General features: G+C 35.9%; 19 protein-coding genes and 1 tRNA gene. 5 read left to right on the forward strand and 15 right to left on the reverse strand.

Annotation, left to right across the window (positions count from 1 at the left end; genetic code table 11):
• Positions 1–55: 55 nt before the first annotated feature.
• The 8 genes from P278_RS10150 to P278_RS10175 form a co-directional block, all read right to left on the reverse strand.
• Entirely contained in the window at positions 56–1,186 is a 1,131-nt protein-coding gene (locus tag P278_RS10150; protein ID WP_038266210.1) for a saccharopine dehydrogenase family protein, read from the reverse strand.
• Positions 1,187–1,544: 358 nt separating this feature from the next.
• Complete coding sequence (locus P278_RS10155) at positions 1,545–2,108, reverse strand: REP-associated tyrosine transposase (RefSeq protein ID WP_038266212.1); 564 nt, start codon at positions 2,106–2,108, stop codon at positions 1,545–1,547.
• A gap of 252 nt (positions 2,109–2,360) precedes the next feature.
• Positions 2,361–2,492, reverse strand: a complete 132-nt coding sequence (locus P278_RS16840; RefSeq protein WP_262507901.1) for a hypothetical protein — start codon at positions 2,490–2,492, stop codon at positions 2,361–2,363.
• Positions 2,493–2,575: 83 nt separating this feature from the next.
• Complete coding sequence (locus P278_RS10160; protein WP_038266215.1) at positions 2,576–3,049, reverse strand: hypothetical protein; 474 nt, start codon at positions 3,047–3,049, stop codon at positions 2,576–2,578.
• On the reverse strand, positions 3,033–4,217 hold the full coding sequence (locus P278_RS10165) for an RHS repeat domain-containing protein (protein WP_051413515.1): 1,185 nt from the start codon (positions 4,215–4,217) through the stop codon (positions 3,033–3,035). The genes P278_RS10160 and P278_RS10165 overlap by 17 nt, the downstream gene beginning before the upstream one ends.
• A 56-nt stretch (positions 4,218–4,273) precedes the next feature.
• Positions 4,274–4,516 carry a hypothetical protein gene (locus tag P278_RS10170; RefSeq protein WP_152973927.1) on the reverse strand — a complete coding sequence of 81 codons (243 nt, stop codon included), beginning with the start codon at positions 4,514–4,516 and terminating at the stop codon, positions 4,274–4,276.
• 158 nt (positions 4,517–4,674) lie between these two features.
• Positions 4,675–4,938 (reverse strand): DUF1493 family protein, encoded by a 264-nt coding sequence (locus P278_RS16430; RefSeq protein WP_082436132.1) that lies wholly within the window; start codon positions 4,936–4,938, stop codon positions 4,675–4,677.
• A 524-nt stretch (positions 4,939–5,462) separates the two neighbouring features.
• A tRNA-Arg gene (locus P278_RS10175) sits at positions 5,463–5,536 on the reverse strand.
• 258 nt (positions 5,537–5,794) lie between these two features.
• Here P278_RS10175 and P278_RS10180 point away from each other — a divergent pair.
• From P278_RS10180 to P278_RS10190, 3 genes are all read left to right on the forward strand, one after another.
• Positions 5,795–6,592, forward strand: coding sequence for a sulfite exporter TauE/SafE family protein (locus P278_RS10180; RefSeq protein ID WP_038266221.1), 798 nt, complete (start codon positions 5,795–5,797; stop codon positions 6,590–6,592).
• Between the two features lie 69 nt (positions 6,593–6,661).
• A complete protein-coding gene (locus P278_RS10185) occupies positions 6,662–8,065 on the forward strand; it encodes an MBL fold metallo-hydrolase (RefSeq protein ID WP_038266223.1) in 1,404 nt (467 codons plus the stop codon).
• A 2-nt stretch (positions 8,066–8,067) separates the two neighbouring features.
• Positions 8,068–8,676, forward strand: a complete 609-nt coding sequence (locus tag P278_RS10190; RefSeq protein WP_038266225.1) for a class I SAM-dependent methyltransferase — start codon at positions 8,068–8,070, stop codon at positions 8,674–8,676.
• Positions 8,677–8,707: 31 nt separating this feature from the next.
• Here the strand turns inward: P278_RS10190 and P278_RS10195 are convergent, their stop codons facing one another.
• Both P278_RS10195 and prmA read right to left on the reverse strand, forming a co-directional pair.
• Positions 8,708–8,983, reverse strand: a complete 276-nt coding sequence (locus P278_RS10195) for an ATP-dependent Clp protease adaptor ClpS (RefSeq protein ID WP_038266229.1) — start codon at positions 8,981–8,983, stop codon at positions 8,708–8,710.
• A gap of 18 nt (positions 8,984–9,001) precedes the next feature.
• Positions 9,002–9,832 (reverse strand): 50S ribosomal protein L11 methyltransferase, encoded by an 831-nt coding sequence (gene prmA, locus P278_RS10200; protein ID WP_038266231.1) that lies wholly within the window; start codon positions 9,830–9,832, stop codon positions 9,002–9,004.
• Positions 9,833–10,003: 171 nt separating this feature from the next.
• On the opposite strand from prmA, the gene P278_RS10205 reads away from it, so the two are divergent.
• Complete coding sequence (locus P278_RS10205; RefSeq protein ID WP_038266234.1) at positions 10,004–10,783, forward strand: slipin family protein; 780 nt, start codon at positions 10,004–10,006, stop codon at positions 10,781–10,783.
• Positions 10,784–10,954: 171 nt separating this feature from the next.
• On the opposite strand, the gene tpiA is transcribed toward P278_RS10205, so the two are convergent.
• From tpiA to P278_RS10230, 5 genes are all read right to left on the reverse strand, one after another.
• The gene (tpiA, locus tag P278_RS10210) at positions 10,955–11,704 is read right to left on the reverse strand and encodes a triose-phosphate isomerase (protein WP_038266237.1); all 750 of its coding nucleotides are present in this window, start codon (positions 11,702–11,704) and stop codon (positions 10,955–10,957) included.
• The gene (locus tag P278_RS10215) at positions 11,701–12,207 is read right to left on the reverse strand and encodes a TlpA family protein disulfide reductase (protein WP_038266239.1); all 507 of its coding nucleotides are present in this window, start codon (positions 12,205–12,207) and stop codon (positions 11,701–11,703) included. The genes tpiA and P278_RS10215 overlap by 4 nt, the downstream gene beginning before the upstream one ends.
• Positions 12,208–12,282: 75 nt before the next feature.
• Positions 12,283–13,356, reverse strand: a complete 1,074-nt coding sequence (locus tag P278_RS10220) for an ABC transporter permease (protein ID WP_038266240.1) — start codon at positions 13,354–13,356, stop codon at positions 12,283–12,285.
• Positions 13,357–13,361: 5 nt separating this feature from the next.
• Positions 13,362–14,459, reverse strand: coding sequence for a BT_3928 family protein (locus tag P278_RS10225; protein ID WP_038266243.1), 1,098 nt, complete (start codon positions 14,457–14,459; stop codon positions 13,362–13,364).
• 102 nt (positions 14,460–14,561) lie between these two features.
• Positions 14,562–15,107, reverse strand: a complete 546-nt coding sequence (locus tag P278_RS10230) for a DUF1599 domain-containing protein (RefSeq protein ID WP_038266245.1) — start codon at positions 15,105–15,107, stop codon at positions 14,562–14,564.
• A 289-nt stretch (positions 15,108–15,396) separates the two neighbouring features.
• Here P278_RS10230 and folP point away from each other — a divergent pair, with 289 nt between their 5' ends.
• The gene (gene folP / locus P278_RS10235; RefSeq protein ID WP_038266248.1) at positions 15,397–16,221 is read left to right on the forward strand and encodes a dihydropteroate synthase; all 825 of its coding nucleotides are present in this window, start codon (positions 15,397–15,399) and stop codon (positions 16,219–16,221) included.
• The last annotated feature ends 31 nt before the right edge of the window (positions 16,222–16,252 follow it).

Genomic DNA, 16,252 nt, shown 5'->3' on the forward strand with positions numbered 1-16,252 from the left:
TTTATTTAAGCATCAGACCCAACCTATTTATGGAAGTCGCATATAACCAATCCGTTTATATATTACCATATACAGGGGTTATAAATCCTCCATTTAAAAAAGACCGGGTGTCTAATTTACTCTGCAATAAAACTCCTTTAATATTGGTTTCCAGTAATAGTTGTGCTGATTGAATTAAGGGAGTGGCGGTCGTTGTCTGGATGGCTCGTAATTGATACTTACCTATCTTTTGTGGAAGGATTTGTTTTGCAATTTCCCGTCTTCTCAGTATACCCTTGCGGTCTTTCCCTTGCACCGCTGCATATATGATGATTTGGTCATCTTCTATATGAGGTACTTGAATCTCCATTATAGCTTGCAGCTCCTTAATATCGGATGCGTTCTTTATTTGCTCTTCTACCCATGCATAATGACCTGGAAATCTTAAGGTTTTATAATCCATTGAAGCCACTTTTCCAGCTAAGGCATCAGGTAAATCTGCCGCACCTCCAGAGGTTAGATCAGCTTCATAAGTCATACCGTTAATTATAATGGTGTCGCGTTCAGATAGCGAAGGTAGTTTTGTTTTTTTATAATTGCGAATCACTTCAGCCTCCTCTAAATATTCGGTAGCGACCCCAACCGGACTCCATGTGAACCCGTAGAAATGTGGAGCGACAGCATTTTTAGTCAACGCCCCTACTTTTAACTCTAAACGATCAACCGTATTTACTTCAAAATCATTGCAAAACTCTTCAAATAAATAATTACCAAGTACATCGATATAGCCCGGTGCAAGACCGGTTTGCAAAATAAAACCTGTAGATGCATCTTTGGCTATATCCTTGATTTTATCGGTTTCTTCCACATACTCAGTTAGATTGGCATAGTGTAAATTATAATTCTTAGCATAACTCGCCATTCTTGGTGCTTCTGTTCCCGGTAAACAATCGAGTAGGATATCTCCTTGCTTAAACACATCTATCATTTCTTTAGAAAAACCTGATTCTGAAAGAGGAAAGGACTTTAGGGCACATGGCCTGGTTAGCCCATCTTCAATCCATTTTACAAGGTTTTGCGCTTTAGAAAGTGTTCTGTTTCCAATAAAAATTGTAGGAGTGACTGTACTCCATTCGGTAAGTATTAAGGCTACAGCCCGGGCGATACCCCCAGCACCTATAATAACGATTTTATGATGCTTATTCATAATGCTTTTATTAGAACCTTATTCTAAATATCAAGGAATAATTCCTGTCTTCCTTTCTCTTGATCAAGAATACACTGACTATCACAAATTTATACAAATACAGGCAGACAATCTTTGAAAATAAATTAAATGTGATTATTATTTGGACAGATATTCCGGTTTAAAAAAATAATCAATTAGCATACTATATTTAATATCATTCATATTTATTATCAATTAAGTATGACTGTAAAAAATTAACACCGTTAAGAAAATTATAACATCTATTACATATAAATACTACAATCAATATATGGATTATTTATACTTTTACTCCCTCGCTACCGCACGAATCCTTTCGTGTGGTCTGAATTATAATTTAATCATAAGATTTAAAGACAACTACATTTTCTATTAAACCTTTTTCTCCCGCATAATCCACCACACTGCTATAGACATAATCTTCTGGTCTAAATACCAATCCAGCCTCTACAGGGTTTTGATGAATGTAATTTATCTTTTCTTTGATAACCTTGTTGCTCCATAGTTCAATAGGTTTGTTGTCATGTCTCCGAAATTGATAATTCTTAACATTAGATGACCTTTTTGCTGCTTTCTTGAATTCATTTAACAAAAACTCTTTTCTGCTTTCCTGAATATTATCCTTTATAGCTTCAACAACTGTCTTGCTTGTAAAGCGCTTAAAATCATCTAATATCTGTTCTGGTTTTTCTCCATTTATACTTCTAAATACTAAATGCACATGGTTTGACATGATGCACCATGCAATAATTTCCATGCCCTTATTTTGTTGGCAAAATGACAGACTATCCAATAAAATATTTTTGTATTCATTACGGGTAAAAACGTCTAACCAACCTACTACCGCGAAACTTACAAAATATAAGCCTTCGGGATTATGAAATTTATAATTCCTGCTCATACTCTAAATATAATAAAAATGTTTTGTGCCTTTTTAGCTTAATATACCACACGAAAGGATTCGTGCGGTAGCTGGGGATCCTGAGTAAAACCCCCTTTGCAAATAAGAAACCAGCAGCGAGCTAAGATAACTTTTGCTCAATGCTCCATTTCGTCTTTCATTGGGTCTTTCTGTTAGATATTTATAGTAGCGTTTTACAATATCCCTGATGATATAATCTATATTGTTGATGTTGAGCAGCCGTTCCAAGTATTATAAAAACTCTTGCAGATAATTTGGGAATGTATAAACGCTACTTTCGGCAAAACCGAGGATGTCCAACCATTCCTTGTAATTGGCTACCAATATTTTATAACTTCTATTTTTCAGCTTTAATTTTTTCATCACTTGATCTTTTTTGGGATTTTGCGAACCACTTATGTAATTAGTTGGTTTTCAGTTATGCTATTAGGGTGGCTTCGTTTCATCTATTTTGAACCCATCCAACTATTTTTGAGTTCGTCAAAGTTTTCAAAAATATATAGTCTTGTACATTCTATTTGGGTTACCTCTGAGGTCAACAATAGAATCAATTGTCTACTTTCATAATCCACCTTAAACTCAACTCTAAAATCATCATTGAAGTATGGATGATTTGTATCAAAACTTATCAAATAGCTTCCTTCGTTATCCCTTGAAAAATCCCACGGATATTTTTCATACTTCCCGATTTGCTCTTTGATTATAGGAGGTTTGAACAACTGCCCTTCTTTGTTGTCAAAGGAAAGCATCGCCGCCAATACTTCGGGCATAATATCTTCTCCTTTGTACGTCATTTTATCCAACGTATAGCCTCCATCTAATTTCTCAACGAACAAGTCACCTTCTGTTTTGCATGATGCAACCACGATCAATAAAAACAGTAACACCCATAATCTCGCAAAATCAATTTTGTTGTTCATCTTCTACTTTGTTGTACTTATTATATATTTCAAGTCCTATGGACATCTTTTCCCAATATTCAAGAGAATTTTTATCAGCACTAGGTTCATCAATAACACCTTGCAGAACCACATTAAGAATATCAGACAGATCACCTTCATTTATAAACTCCTCGGGGATAAGACCTTCTGATAGTGCTGAATTCATATCTGCTAACGCCAAAGGAAGTACATCATTTGTTTGCTCCTTAGTTAGACTCTTATCCTTCTCCACATTGTAAATATCCAAATAATTCAACCCTGTAACCGCAAGATTATACAAGGCCAATATTCCCGCTGCTCCTTTTGCCCTTACGCTAATTCCACCTAATGACCTTCCTTTAAACCTTCTATCTGGCTTTCCAGTTGATTGGGCAATGGGCACATTTTCATGCTTCGTTCTAGTTCTGCCTATCTCGCTTGAACTTATAGGAACTCCGTTTTTGGTCGCAAGAGGTACCGCTTTCTGCGATTCATTTTGCATACTACTTAACGCAAGTGAAGAAACTCTAGTATCCACACCCATATAACCAGATCTAGTCCAATATGCAGGATTACTATTCATACTCCTTATATTCCTTTGAGTCGTTCTGGTCATATTTTTAACCTTCAATCTTACTTCTCCTCTCATAACTTTTATCCTAGCAACATTCGCATCAAGATACTCCAACCCTTCTAAATCCAAACCACTTATCACTCTGTTTTCGGCAAAATTATAATGTGATTGATAAGGAAAACTTGTGCTTAAAGGGTCTGCCTGAATAAATCTACCAATAGAAGGGTCATAGTTACGATATCTAAAAGCCATCCAATTCAATCCAAGTTCTTTGTTTATTTCTTGCCCTTGAAAAGTCTGGTAATTGTTCTCTCTACCGTTGATATTTCCATTGTAGCCCTTATGGAGCCCGCCAAAGGGATAATAATTTCGTTCCTGCAAAATCTCCGCGGACGCATCTATACTGCCGTTGCCATCGAGGTCGCTGTAGGATAGTCTAACGTTCCCCAAGTGGTCTTTATACTGGTATACATACTCATATCCATTATCGGCATCTACATATCCCTCACCATGGCTAAAAAATTTCAAAGAACCATTTTCATATATATAGTTACCCGCATAGTCTGTGGTTGTGGTATTACCTGCTACTACCATAATACCCTACTATTTTTTGGGTTATTAACAATCAATTTTACCTTAATTTTTTTTCCTTAATATGTAAAAAGGGAATCATTACTATGATTCCATAAATCCTTTGGGAAATTTGTTGAATTGGTGTATGAATTATTCTTAAACTCATATTTATAATGAAATCTAGGATTCGTTCTGGCTCCTGAGTATATTTTTACAATGATAGCTTCCACTTGTTCTTTTTTAACTAATGGATCTTCCCATTGTTCATCACCTAATTTTTTCTTATGAAAAAGAACAAAAATAAAAACGCAGAAAGCCATCCCAGCAAAAATTTTTAACCCCAATTTTATTTTATAATTACTCATTCTTTGGTTGTGCCACATTAATCGATTACAATTCTAAGAAGATGCTTAAATTTTAAGTAGTTTTATTTTAGGACGCTTACAGAGTTTTTAGATCAACTGATTAACAATTTCTCCTATAATAATATTCCTTTTTCTATAGATTCAAGCAGGTTACTAATAGTTAATTTTTGATAGTCCTTTTCAAAAGAATTATATCCATCAGGCTTAAAATATTTTTCGGCATCAAAATTTGATACATCTACTCCAAACTTATTTCCAAAGCTTAAAATAAATTCAACAGCATCCATTCCATATATATTCAAATCTGATTGTAAAGAATGTTGTTCTTGAATCTCAAATCGATATAAACCACGTTCATCGAGTATAAAATCATATATCTGGTTTAAAAGCTTTTACTTATTCATTTTTAATTGATTCTGTTATTATGCCCTAATATAGGTTATGTCGCATTAATCCATTACAATTATAAAAAGCTATTAAAATTTCTGAATTAAGCGACCATTGAGCAAAAAATATCTTTTTAGAAAATCCTAAAATAATACTTTTTAAAATCTTTGATATTTAATGCGACAGAACCGTAGCTGGGGCTATTATAAATCTTCCACATTATTTTTTGTGCCTTTTTAGCTTAATATACCACACGAAAGGATTCGTGCGGTAGCTGGGGAAGTACCCTTTGCAAATAAGAAACCAGCAGCTGGAAACTCTAAATAAATGTTTATGAATTATTCTTGTTTTCCTTAGGATTACTGTGTGATCCTGAGTAAAATCCCCTTTGCAAATAAGAAACCAGCAGCTAGCGCTGCTTTGGTTTTTGCTTTTCTTGCAAAACCTCAAACTGCGTTTGGCTTTTTTTAGAAAAACAAAAACCACGCCGATTGGCGTGGTTTCTTGCTTGTAGTGACTTCGGCAGGATTCAAACCTGCAACCTCTTGAGCCGTAATCAAGTGCTCTATTCAGTTGAGCTACGAAGCCGTTTTGCGGGTGCAAATATAGGGTAATTTTTAAAAACGATCCAAAATTTATTTTAAAAAAATAAAACAAATTTACAACCGCACCCCATTTAAATACCTGACAAAAACCCCACTAAAACCATGGGTTTATGGGGCTTAGCGGCTTTTTCCGCTATATTCTAAAAAAGACGTTAAAAACCATTTTTTTTTAAAAAATGATGTGCATTTCGAGTTAAATTTTGTCACCTTTGTCTCGATTTGACAATTCTTTTACTCTAAAATGAGCATTGAAATTATACTAGGATATATTGCCGCCCTGATTATTGGACTGGTTCTCGGTTTGGTTGGAGGAGGCGGATCTATACTAACAGTTCCACTATTAGTTTACTTACTTGGTTATAACCCAGTGGTTGCAACTGCCTATTCTTTATTCGTTGTAGGTTCCTCTTCACTTGTGGGAGTGGTTCAAAAGCAAAGAAAAGGACTCGTTGACTTTAAAACCGGGCTGGCTTTTTCATTTCCCTCATTTCTTGCCGTTTACCTTTCCAGAAGGTTTATGGTGCCAAATATTCCCGATATACTTTTTTCAATCGGCAATTATTCGCTAACAAAAGAAATGGCGATAATGATATTCTTTGCCTGCATTATGTTCATTGCCTCGACCTCTATGATCAGGAATAAAAAGAATACTGAAATTACAACCGTAAAGCAGCCTTATTATAACACATTCATACAAGGATTAATCATAGGGACTGTTACAGGTTTAATAGGGGCCGGAGGAGGCTTCTTATACGTGCCTGCACTGGTTCTTTGGGCCGGTCTTTCCATGAAAAAAGCTGTTGGCACTTCTCTGGTTATTGTCGCTATCAATTCATTAATAGGCTTTACCGGTGATATGCAAACCCTGGATATCGAATGGCGCTTTTTACTCATATTCTCTGGTATAACCGTTATTGGTATTTTACTGGGTGGATATTTATCGAAATATGTTTCTAATAAACGATTGAAAAAAGGATTTGGCTGGCTCATTCTATTAATGAGTATCTATATCCTTAGTAAAGAAATTTTTAATTTTTAGTGTGACATTTGTCACAGACAAACAGATCAAGTATTTGTAAATTTGCACTTTAAAGAAAAGAGAGAAAAAATGAATATTGAACAAATATATACCGGATGTTTAGCCCAAGGGGCTTATTATATTGAATCTGAAGGAGAAGTAGCTATCATTGATCCATTACGTGAAACTCAACCTTATATCGATAAGGCTAAAGCAGAAAATGCTCAAATAAAATATGTTTTTGAAACGCATTTTCATGCTGATTTTGTTTCCGGGCATATTGATTTGGCTAAAAAGACCGGCGCCACTATTGTTTACGGTCCGAATGCGAAAACCAGTTATGACATTTACAGTGCGAAAGATGAGGAAGCGTTTAAACTTGGTAAAGTTACCATTAAAGCACTTCACACTCCAGGACACACCTTAGAATCTACTACCTATTTATTAATTGATGAACAAGGTAAAAACCATGCTATCTTTACAGGAGATACCTTATTTTTAGGTGACGTTGGACGTCCGGATCTTGCTATCAAACAAGATCTTACGAAAGAGGACTTAGCTGGAATGCTGTTTGATTCTTTGAGAAATAAAATAATGCCGCTTGCTGATGATGTAATAGTATACCCGGCACATGGAGCCGGATCTGCCTGCGGTAAAAACCTGAGCAAAGAGACGGTAGACACACTGGGGAATCAAAAGAAAACAAACTATGCCTTGAGGGCTGATATGTCAAAAGAAGAGTTTGTAGCGGAGGTTCTGGATGGTATTTTACCACCTCCTCAATATTTCTCTAAAAACGCGATGCTCAATAAAGAAGGATATGCAGCCTTTGATTCTGTGCTTGAGAAAGGAAATGTACCTTTAGATCCTGAAGAATTTGAAGCTCTTGCAAATCACGAAGGTGCTCTTGTTCTGGATGTTAGGACACAAGAAGAATTTGTAAAAGAACATATTCCAAACTCTATCTTTATTGGCCTTAAAGGACAATTTGCTCCGTGGGTAGGTGCTTTAATTACCGACTTACAGCAACCGATATTATTAGTTGTACCGGAAGGAAAGTCGGAAGAGGCTGTTACAAGGTTATCTCGCGTTGGTTATGACAACACCTTAGGCTACCTGAAAGGCGGTATGGATCAATGGAAGAAAAGCGGGAAAGAAGTTGAAAGCATTACTTCAATTGATGCCAATGAGTTCGAAAAAAGATATTCACCCGAGTTATCAATCCTCGATGTAAGAAAACCCGGAGAGTTTGATTCCACTCACCTGAAAACAGCCATGAGCCTTCCTTTGGACTTTTTGAGTGAGAACATGAATAAAATAGATAAAGACAAAGAATATTATGTTCATTGTGCAGGTGGATACAGATCAGTTATTGCTGCCTCTATTTTAAAAGCGAGAGGGTTCAATAATTTAATTGATATCGCCGGAGGTTATGGCGCTTTAAAAAATACTGATATTCCGAAAACAAATTTTGCCTGTCCAAGCTCAAAATAGAGATGAAACGTAAAGATCATTGGAATAACATTTACAGCACCAAGGAGCATGATTCGGTGAGTTGGTATCAACCAGAGCCCACAACCTCCTTGAAGGCTATCGATAAATTTCAAATCCCCCTGGATGCGCAAATTATTGATATTGGAGGTGGACAGAGTTTTTTGGTAGATAACCTTTTAAAGCTAGGTTATACGAATGTAACCGTACTGGATATTTCAAAGGAGGCTATTCAAAAAACCAAAGATCGTTTGGGTGAACTTGCCCATAATGTTCAATGGATCGTTAGTGATATTCTAGATTATGAGTTTACAGAAAAATATGATTTTTGGCACGATAGAGCCACCTTTCACTTTTTAAATACCCAATCGGATATTGCCTCTTATCAACAACAAATAAAAAAGGGGTTAAATCATAACGGAATTGCTTTTATTGGTACATTCTCTACAGATGGACCCACCAAATGTAGCGGTATCGAGATCACCCAGTATGACGAGCATGGACTCCCTGACAAGTTTAATTTCTTTGAAAAGATTGAATGCTTCAGAGAAAATCATACGACTCCATCTGAAAAAAATCAAAATTTCATATTCTGTACCTTTAAAAATATTTAAAATAAAAAAACCGGTGATACACCGGTTTTTTTTATATAATTTCTGCCGATAAACCGGCATCTAATAATTTTGAACATCGCGGTTTCAGATCATCATAATCGCCGGTTTTTACAGTGCATTTCCCTTTGTAATGCACAATTAGTGAACACTGCTCTGCTTGTACCGGTGTGTGATCACACGCATATATTAAGGTTTCAATAACATGGTCGAAAGTGTTCACATCATCATTATAAAGCACAATTTCGTTCTGATTTTGAACCTCCTCTTCTAGTAATAACTCCTCTAAAATTCTTTCTTTCGTACTCATCATCAACTATTTACACTGCTAAAATAAAAATTTTGCTGCAACCCAATGGTTCTTTTCAAGATTTTCAACAAATTTTAACGAAAATTCCGCACAACGTTCCTTAACCTGATCAAGATCCTCCTTATAAAAACCACTTAGTAATAAAACACCTTCTTTACGTAAACTTTTAACATACACAGGGATATCTCTGAGGAGAATGTTTCTGTTTATATTAGCGATGATCAGTTCGTAAGCTCTACCCTTCAATAAGGAAGCATCGCCTTCATAGACCGTTATATGTTTGCAATTGTTACGTTCAGCATTTTCAAGTGAATTTAAGTAGCACCAGTTATCTATATCGATAGCATCTATAGGCTGTGCTCCCATTTTCTCAGCGAGAATTGCCAACACCGCTGTACCACATCCCATATCTAGAGTTTTCTTTCCTTCCAGATCCATTTTAAGCAAATGCTGAATCATCATATGAGTTGTTTCATGATGCCCGGTACCAAAACTCATTTTAGGTTCAATAACGATGTCAAACTCGGTTTTTGGAGTATCGTGAAAAGGTGCTCTTACAGTACAAACACCATCGACTTCAATAGCTTCAAAGTTCTTTTCCCACTCTTCATTCCAGTTTACCTGTTCAATATCTTTAAACGAATAAGAAATAGAAAACTCATCGTTATTAAGAATGTAAACCTCATCTAATATGTTTTCAAACCACTCGTCTTTATTTATGTAAGCAAGTAACCCATCTTCAGTCTCAACAAAACTTTCAAAACCAATACTACCTAATTCGGCAATTAAAATTTCATTGCCAGGATTGATAGGTGATACCTTAAAATCATAACCGATATATGTAACCATGTTTGTGTAAATATGAATATCACAAAAATAATGATGATTTATGAGTTATCACTTTGAAAACGGTACATTCTTCGAAAGAACATAACATATTCAAAAACAGTTAAATATGAATATAATTTATTGAATTAGAACATTTTATTCACTAACTTGTAGTAATAGATCATCAATATCATGTCCAGTTATATTATTCTCATATTCTTAATTGCTATTTTCCTATCAGGAATACGTATCGTTTTTGAATATAAAAGAGCTTTAAAATTCCGATTTGGTAGTTATATAAAAGTTCTCAACCCCGGTTTCCGATGGATTATACCTTTTGTTGAAACTACTCAGTTTGTAGACATGAGGGTCATTACCATTAATATTACCACCCAAGAAATTATGACACAAGACAATGTTCCGTGTAAGATAAATGGTGTACTATTCTATAAAATTATCAATGCAACCCAATCGATCCTTGAAGTTGAAAACTATGATTTTGCAATTTCTCAATTAGCTCAAGCTTCGCTTCGCGACGTCTGTGGTAAGGTAGAGCTGGATACTATCTTATCCAAAAGAGAGGAAATCGGAAATAATATCCGCGAAATTGTCGATGCCGAAACCAAAGACTGGGGGATTACCATTTTAGACGTGAAGATCAAAGACATTGAACTTCCTGAAAACATGAAACGCTCCATGGCTAATCAAGCAGAGGCAGAACGTTCGAGAAGAGCACGTATCATCCTGGCTGATGCAGAAAAGCAAGCAGCACATGCCCTGCTGGAGGCTGGAGAACTCATCGACAAATCACCATCTTCCATCAAACTTAGATTGTATCAGACACTGGCAGATATTGCGGCAGAAAAGAATTCAACCATTGTTTTTCCATTCCCGGAGGAAGTATTATATCAGAAAGAGAAATCCGATAAAAGGAATAATAAGGGAACAAAAAAAAGAAAATCTAAAAAATAAAAAAGCTGTCTAAAAAGCATTATTAATGGACAGATCTGACACCCTTGAAGTTGGGTGCCATGACAATCGGGAAATGAAATTATTGAAAACAATTACATTTCGACTGTGTATAACCTGAGACCCATTGAAAATACCTACCTTTCAGACAGCCCTTATCTCAATATGGAATTACTAAATAGCTTTTACTATCGCTGAAAAATCAGCAGCCTTCAAAGAAGCACCACCAATCAAACCACCATCCACATCCGGCTGAGAAAAAATTTCCTGAGCATTATTAGGTTTTACACTACCTCCGTATAATACCGAAATACTATCTGCCATTTCAACATCATATTGTGAGCTTAGGGTTTCTCTGATGAACTTATGAATTTCCTGAGCTTGTTCAGGTGAAGCAGTTTCTCCTGTTCCTATTGCCCAAACCGGCTCATAAGCCAAAACAATATTCTTCCAGGCTGCAGCTCCTAAATGAAATAATGCATTCTTTAATTGCTCTTCCACAACCTTAAAGTGGTTATCACTCTTTCTGTCAGCTAGCTCTTCTCCTATACAGAAAATTATACGCATTCCATTCGCTAGTGCAGCATCCACCTTTTTGGCTAAAATTTCATCATTTTCTCCAAAATAAGCACGGCGTTCCGAATGCCCTAAGATAACGGTTTCAACACCTACACTTTTAAGCATCGAAGCCGATATCTCTCCGGTATATGCTCCGCTTTCAGCAAAGTGCATGTTTTGAGCAATAACCTCTATCTTCGATGCCTTTAAGGCCTCAAAGGCTGGATATAAATTCGTGTATGCCGGAGCTATCATTACTTCTGCTTCGGTTTCAGGTAGTTCATTCTGCAAATCAGAAATCAATGACTGAGTTTCTGCCAAATCGTTGTTCATTTTCCAGTTTCCGGCAACAATTTTTTTTCTCATTTTGTAACTTTTAAGGTTTTTAATAACGTTTTATCGTCGGTTTTAATTGATTTATAAACTTCAATCTCACCTTTTGGATTTACAATCATATAACGTGGAATCCAGTCTAATTTTATGTCTTGACAAAATGGACTTCCCTTCCACCCTTTGTTTATAAAATAATGATCTCCCGTTATGGCAAGTTTCTCAACTCCCTTCTTCCAGGCATCCTTATTTTTATCTAAAGATAAGAACACAAATACCACATCGTCTTCTGCATACTTCTTCTGCAATTTTTTAACCCCAGGCAACCCTTCTCTGCAGTCTTTACACCACGAGGCCCATAGATCTATAAAAATTGTTTTTCCCGCATGCTTGTTTAAAACAGATTCAAAGGTAACATCTGTGCCATCCAGGGTTGCAAATACATCCTTTAAAGCTGCATCACTAAACTTATTTGTTTGTGCGTTTGCGCCTAAGGTAACACCTACTGCCAATAGGGCTAGTATCAATAATTTTTTCATAATTCTTTTTTAAAATTGTTTGAAACGTATCAGTCGAAGTCAACTGAAAAAGTTTTCATTCTTTATACCAAAAAATCACATTATTATTTTCGGATCTAACCATCCATAGATTAAGTCCACAAAAATATTAATTATAATAAACATGGTCGCTATCACTAAAACAGCTCCCATGATAACCGGTAAATCAAGCGTATTTAATGCATTTACAATTTCTTTACCCAAACCGTTCCAACCAAAAATGTACTCAACAAATACCGCCCCGGCCAACATACTGGCAAACCATCCTGAAATAGCTGTTACAACAGGATTCATGGCATTTTTCACTGCGTGATTCTTGATGATCTGGAACTCACTCAATCCTTTCGCTCTGGCTGTCCTTATATAATCCTGGTTCAACACCTCCAATAACGAATTGCGCATTAATTGAATTACTACAGCCAATGGTCTTATCCCAAGGACAATGGCAGGTAATATCAAATTTTTCCATTGTATGTATACTGACTCTCCAAAGTCATCTACCTCATACAAACTCCCTGTCATATTCAAATTGGTGTACTCATGAAGAACATAACCAAAAACCCAGGCAAATATAATAGCACTAAAAAATGAAGGAACACTCATCCCCAGGGTACTAATAATCTGAATTGATTTATCTATCCAGCTGTCCTTCATCAATGCTGAAACAACACCCAAAACTACTCCAATAATTATTGCTAACACAATTGCTGATACAGCTAGCACAAAAGTGTTTGGCAATGTGTCAGCTATAACGTCAGTAACCTTTTTACCATTCTTTTGAAATGATTCTCTCAAATAAGGTAACTTGAGCGCCACATCGCTATGACCAACAGAAAACAATGTAATCCCTGAATACTTATCCTTTGAGAAGTAGGTGTAGTCATCCTTACTTTCTGAGTGAATTGAAACGGGTGACAAATCATTAAGGTAATATAAATACTGTGTGCTTAGCGGTTTATCAAAACCATATTTCTTTTTAATGGCTGCCAGCTGTGCACTATCTTCATTCTGATCCAACATCATTCGCGCCGGATCTCCCGGTAAAACCGTAAACAATACAAAAATGACGGTTACAACACCAAAAAGCGTAAGGATCGCATAAAAAATCTTATTTAAAATATACCTGAACAATCGCTTTATTCCTTAAATAATTTCTCAGTATCGTTATAATGCAATTTCTTTACAATCGTCCCTTCATTTAATTCAAGGAATCCAGGATTCGACCTTACAATAGTTTTCAGCGTGGTCAGATCACAGAAATAAAAATCAAAATCGAGATGATATTTTTCTTTATAGGGAGCTAACTGCTCTTCATTGGATGCTGACATCCCTATAACCCTATATCCATTTTGCCTGGCCTTATCTACATCAGCTTTAATTTTAGACAATCCATTTTCATTTGCCTTCTGAATATCTCGGACAACTACTACAAGAACATGTTCCCAACTCATAATTTCCGGGGTATGATCGACTCCATCTCTTTCCATAGTATAATCATGAATAGGCGGCTCATAGCCCTTCTGTACCTCTGTTGTCTCCACATCGATAAAATCACCATCCACCGTAGGGTAATCACCATTGGTAGTAATAATCTTCTCCTCTCCGTTTACATCAAACTTCCAGGCATACTCAAACACCGGTTTTGGAGCATCTTCCGGGATGCTCATCCCGTCTTCAATATTTGCTCCTATTTTATAAGGTCTGAAATCTATTGTCGGTAAGTGACTATACACGTGTTTAGCAAACCAAATGCAAAAAACCAAGGTAATAATAGAACCCCAATGTGCTATTTTATTCGAAGGAAATGGTTTCAAATGCTTATACCCAAAAAAGAGTATGAGAATAAAAAACAAAAGCACCACATCTTTAGAGAAAGACTCCCATGGCGTAAGTTTTATGGCATCACCAAAACACCCACAATCAGTAACCTTATTAAAATACGCGGAATAAAAAGTAAGGAATGTAAAAAACACAATCATTAAAAGCAGACTCCAAACCGTGAACTTTGGCTTATACCCGAGTAAAAGCATTACGCCCAATAAGGTTTCAAAAATCACCAAAACAATAGCGATTGCAAGTGCGTAAGGGGTTAAAAAATCAAGATTTAAAACGCCCGGACTAAAATACTCTTCCAACTTAAATGAAAACCCAACCGGATCGTTAAGTTTTATAAGTCCACTAACAATAAATAAAAGTCCAACAATGATTCGGGAAATAGTAACTAATATTTTCATATGTTTAAAACATTTAAAGCTTTAAAATTTAAGTCAATTGATGTGATGTAAAAAAGCTAATCACAGTGGAAGATCTTTTTCTAAAAAAATCGATCCTTATAATTATGATTTCTGTTCATTTAAATGGATTAAAGCAAAAACCGCATAGTTAATCATATCCTGATAATTAGCATCAATTCCCTCACTAACTAAAGTCTTTCCTTTATTGTCTTCAATTTGTTTCACCCTCAGAATTTTCTGCAGAATAAGATCGGTAAGCGAACTAATGCGCATATCGCGCCAAGCCTCTCCATAGTCGTGGTTTTTATTCTCCATCAAGGTTTTTGTAATTGAGAGGTGATGATCGTAGAGTTCCGTGGCCTCTTCGACAGATAAATCTGGTTGTTCTACCACCCCTTTCTCGAGTTGAATTAATGCCATAACGGAATAGTTGATGATGCCGATAAATTCCGGATATTCATCTTCATCTACTTTTCTGACCTCATTTTCCTGAAGACTTCGAATACGTTGTGCTTTTATAAATATCTGATCCGTAAGAGATGGAAGTCTCAGAATTCGCCAGGCACTTCCATAATCTTTCATCTTTTTAATAAACAAATCACGACACGTCTTAATGACCTCGTCATACTGTTTTGATGTATTGCTCATGCGATTATTTCAAATTTGCGTAAATTTCGCCTAAATAAATTAAAGTTCAAAGTTGATGTTTTAAAGAACCCCTTTTATGTTTATCATAGTTCACTTTAAAACACATTGATTGTACGTATTATGTTATTAGGTTATTTGTCACCCCTGAATCAATTTCATAAGCTCATCAAAAACCATTGATCTGCAAACATTATGAGATTCCGAAACAAGTCTGGCATGACAAAAACAATTTAAAATGACATTTTACAGGCAATCAGAAAATACATTTTACAAAAAGTAACAGACACTTATGACTATAAACTGTAAAGGCAATTTAATTGACCTGTCTTCACCAAAGGTGATGGGAATTTTAAATATTACTCCCGATTCGTTTTACGATGGTGGAAAATACAAAAATGAATCGGAAATACTCTCACGTGTAGAAAAAATGATGCGAGATGGGGTCGATTTAATAGATTTGGGCGCTTACAGTTCAAGACCCGGTGCTAAAGACGTTACCACTGAAGAAGAATTGTTCCGAAGTGTTCCGGTAACTGAACTCATTGTAAAAAACTTTCCTGAAACCATTATTTCAATAGATACGTTCAGAAGTCAAGTTGCAAAAGAGAATGTATTAGCCGGAGCCTCCATAATTAATGATATTGCCGCCGGAAGCCTGGATGCACAGATGATTCCTACTGTCGGAAAACTACAGGTTCCATACATTATGATGCACATGAAGCAAACGCCTCAGGATATGCAAAAGCATACGGAATATCAGGACATTGTTAGAGAGATGCTTTATTATTTCTCGGAAAAAGTTTCTGAAGCCAGATCTTATGGAATTAACGATCTAATTATTGATCCAGGTTTTGGATTTGCTAAAACCCTTGAGCAAAATTATGAGGTCTTAAATAAACTTGAGCTTTTTGACATCCTGGAACTACCTATATTAGTTGGGGTAAGCAGAAAATCGATGATTTATAAATTGCTCAATTCCAGTCCGGTTGAAGCGTTGAATGGCACCACAGTTATAAACACAATATCATTGATGAAAGGAGCAAACATCCTAAGGGTTCACGATGTAAAAGAGGCGGTTGAAGCTGTTAAAATATACAATCAATTAAAGGATTAAAAGTTTGTTTTAAACATCGACACCTCGTTGC

The sequence above is a fragment of the Zhouia amylolytica AD3 genome (assembly GCF_000511935.2).
Lineage (GTDB): Bacteria > Bacteroidota > Bacteroidia > Flavobacteriales > Flavobacteriaceae > Zhouia > Zhouia amylolytica.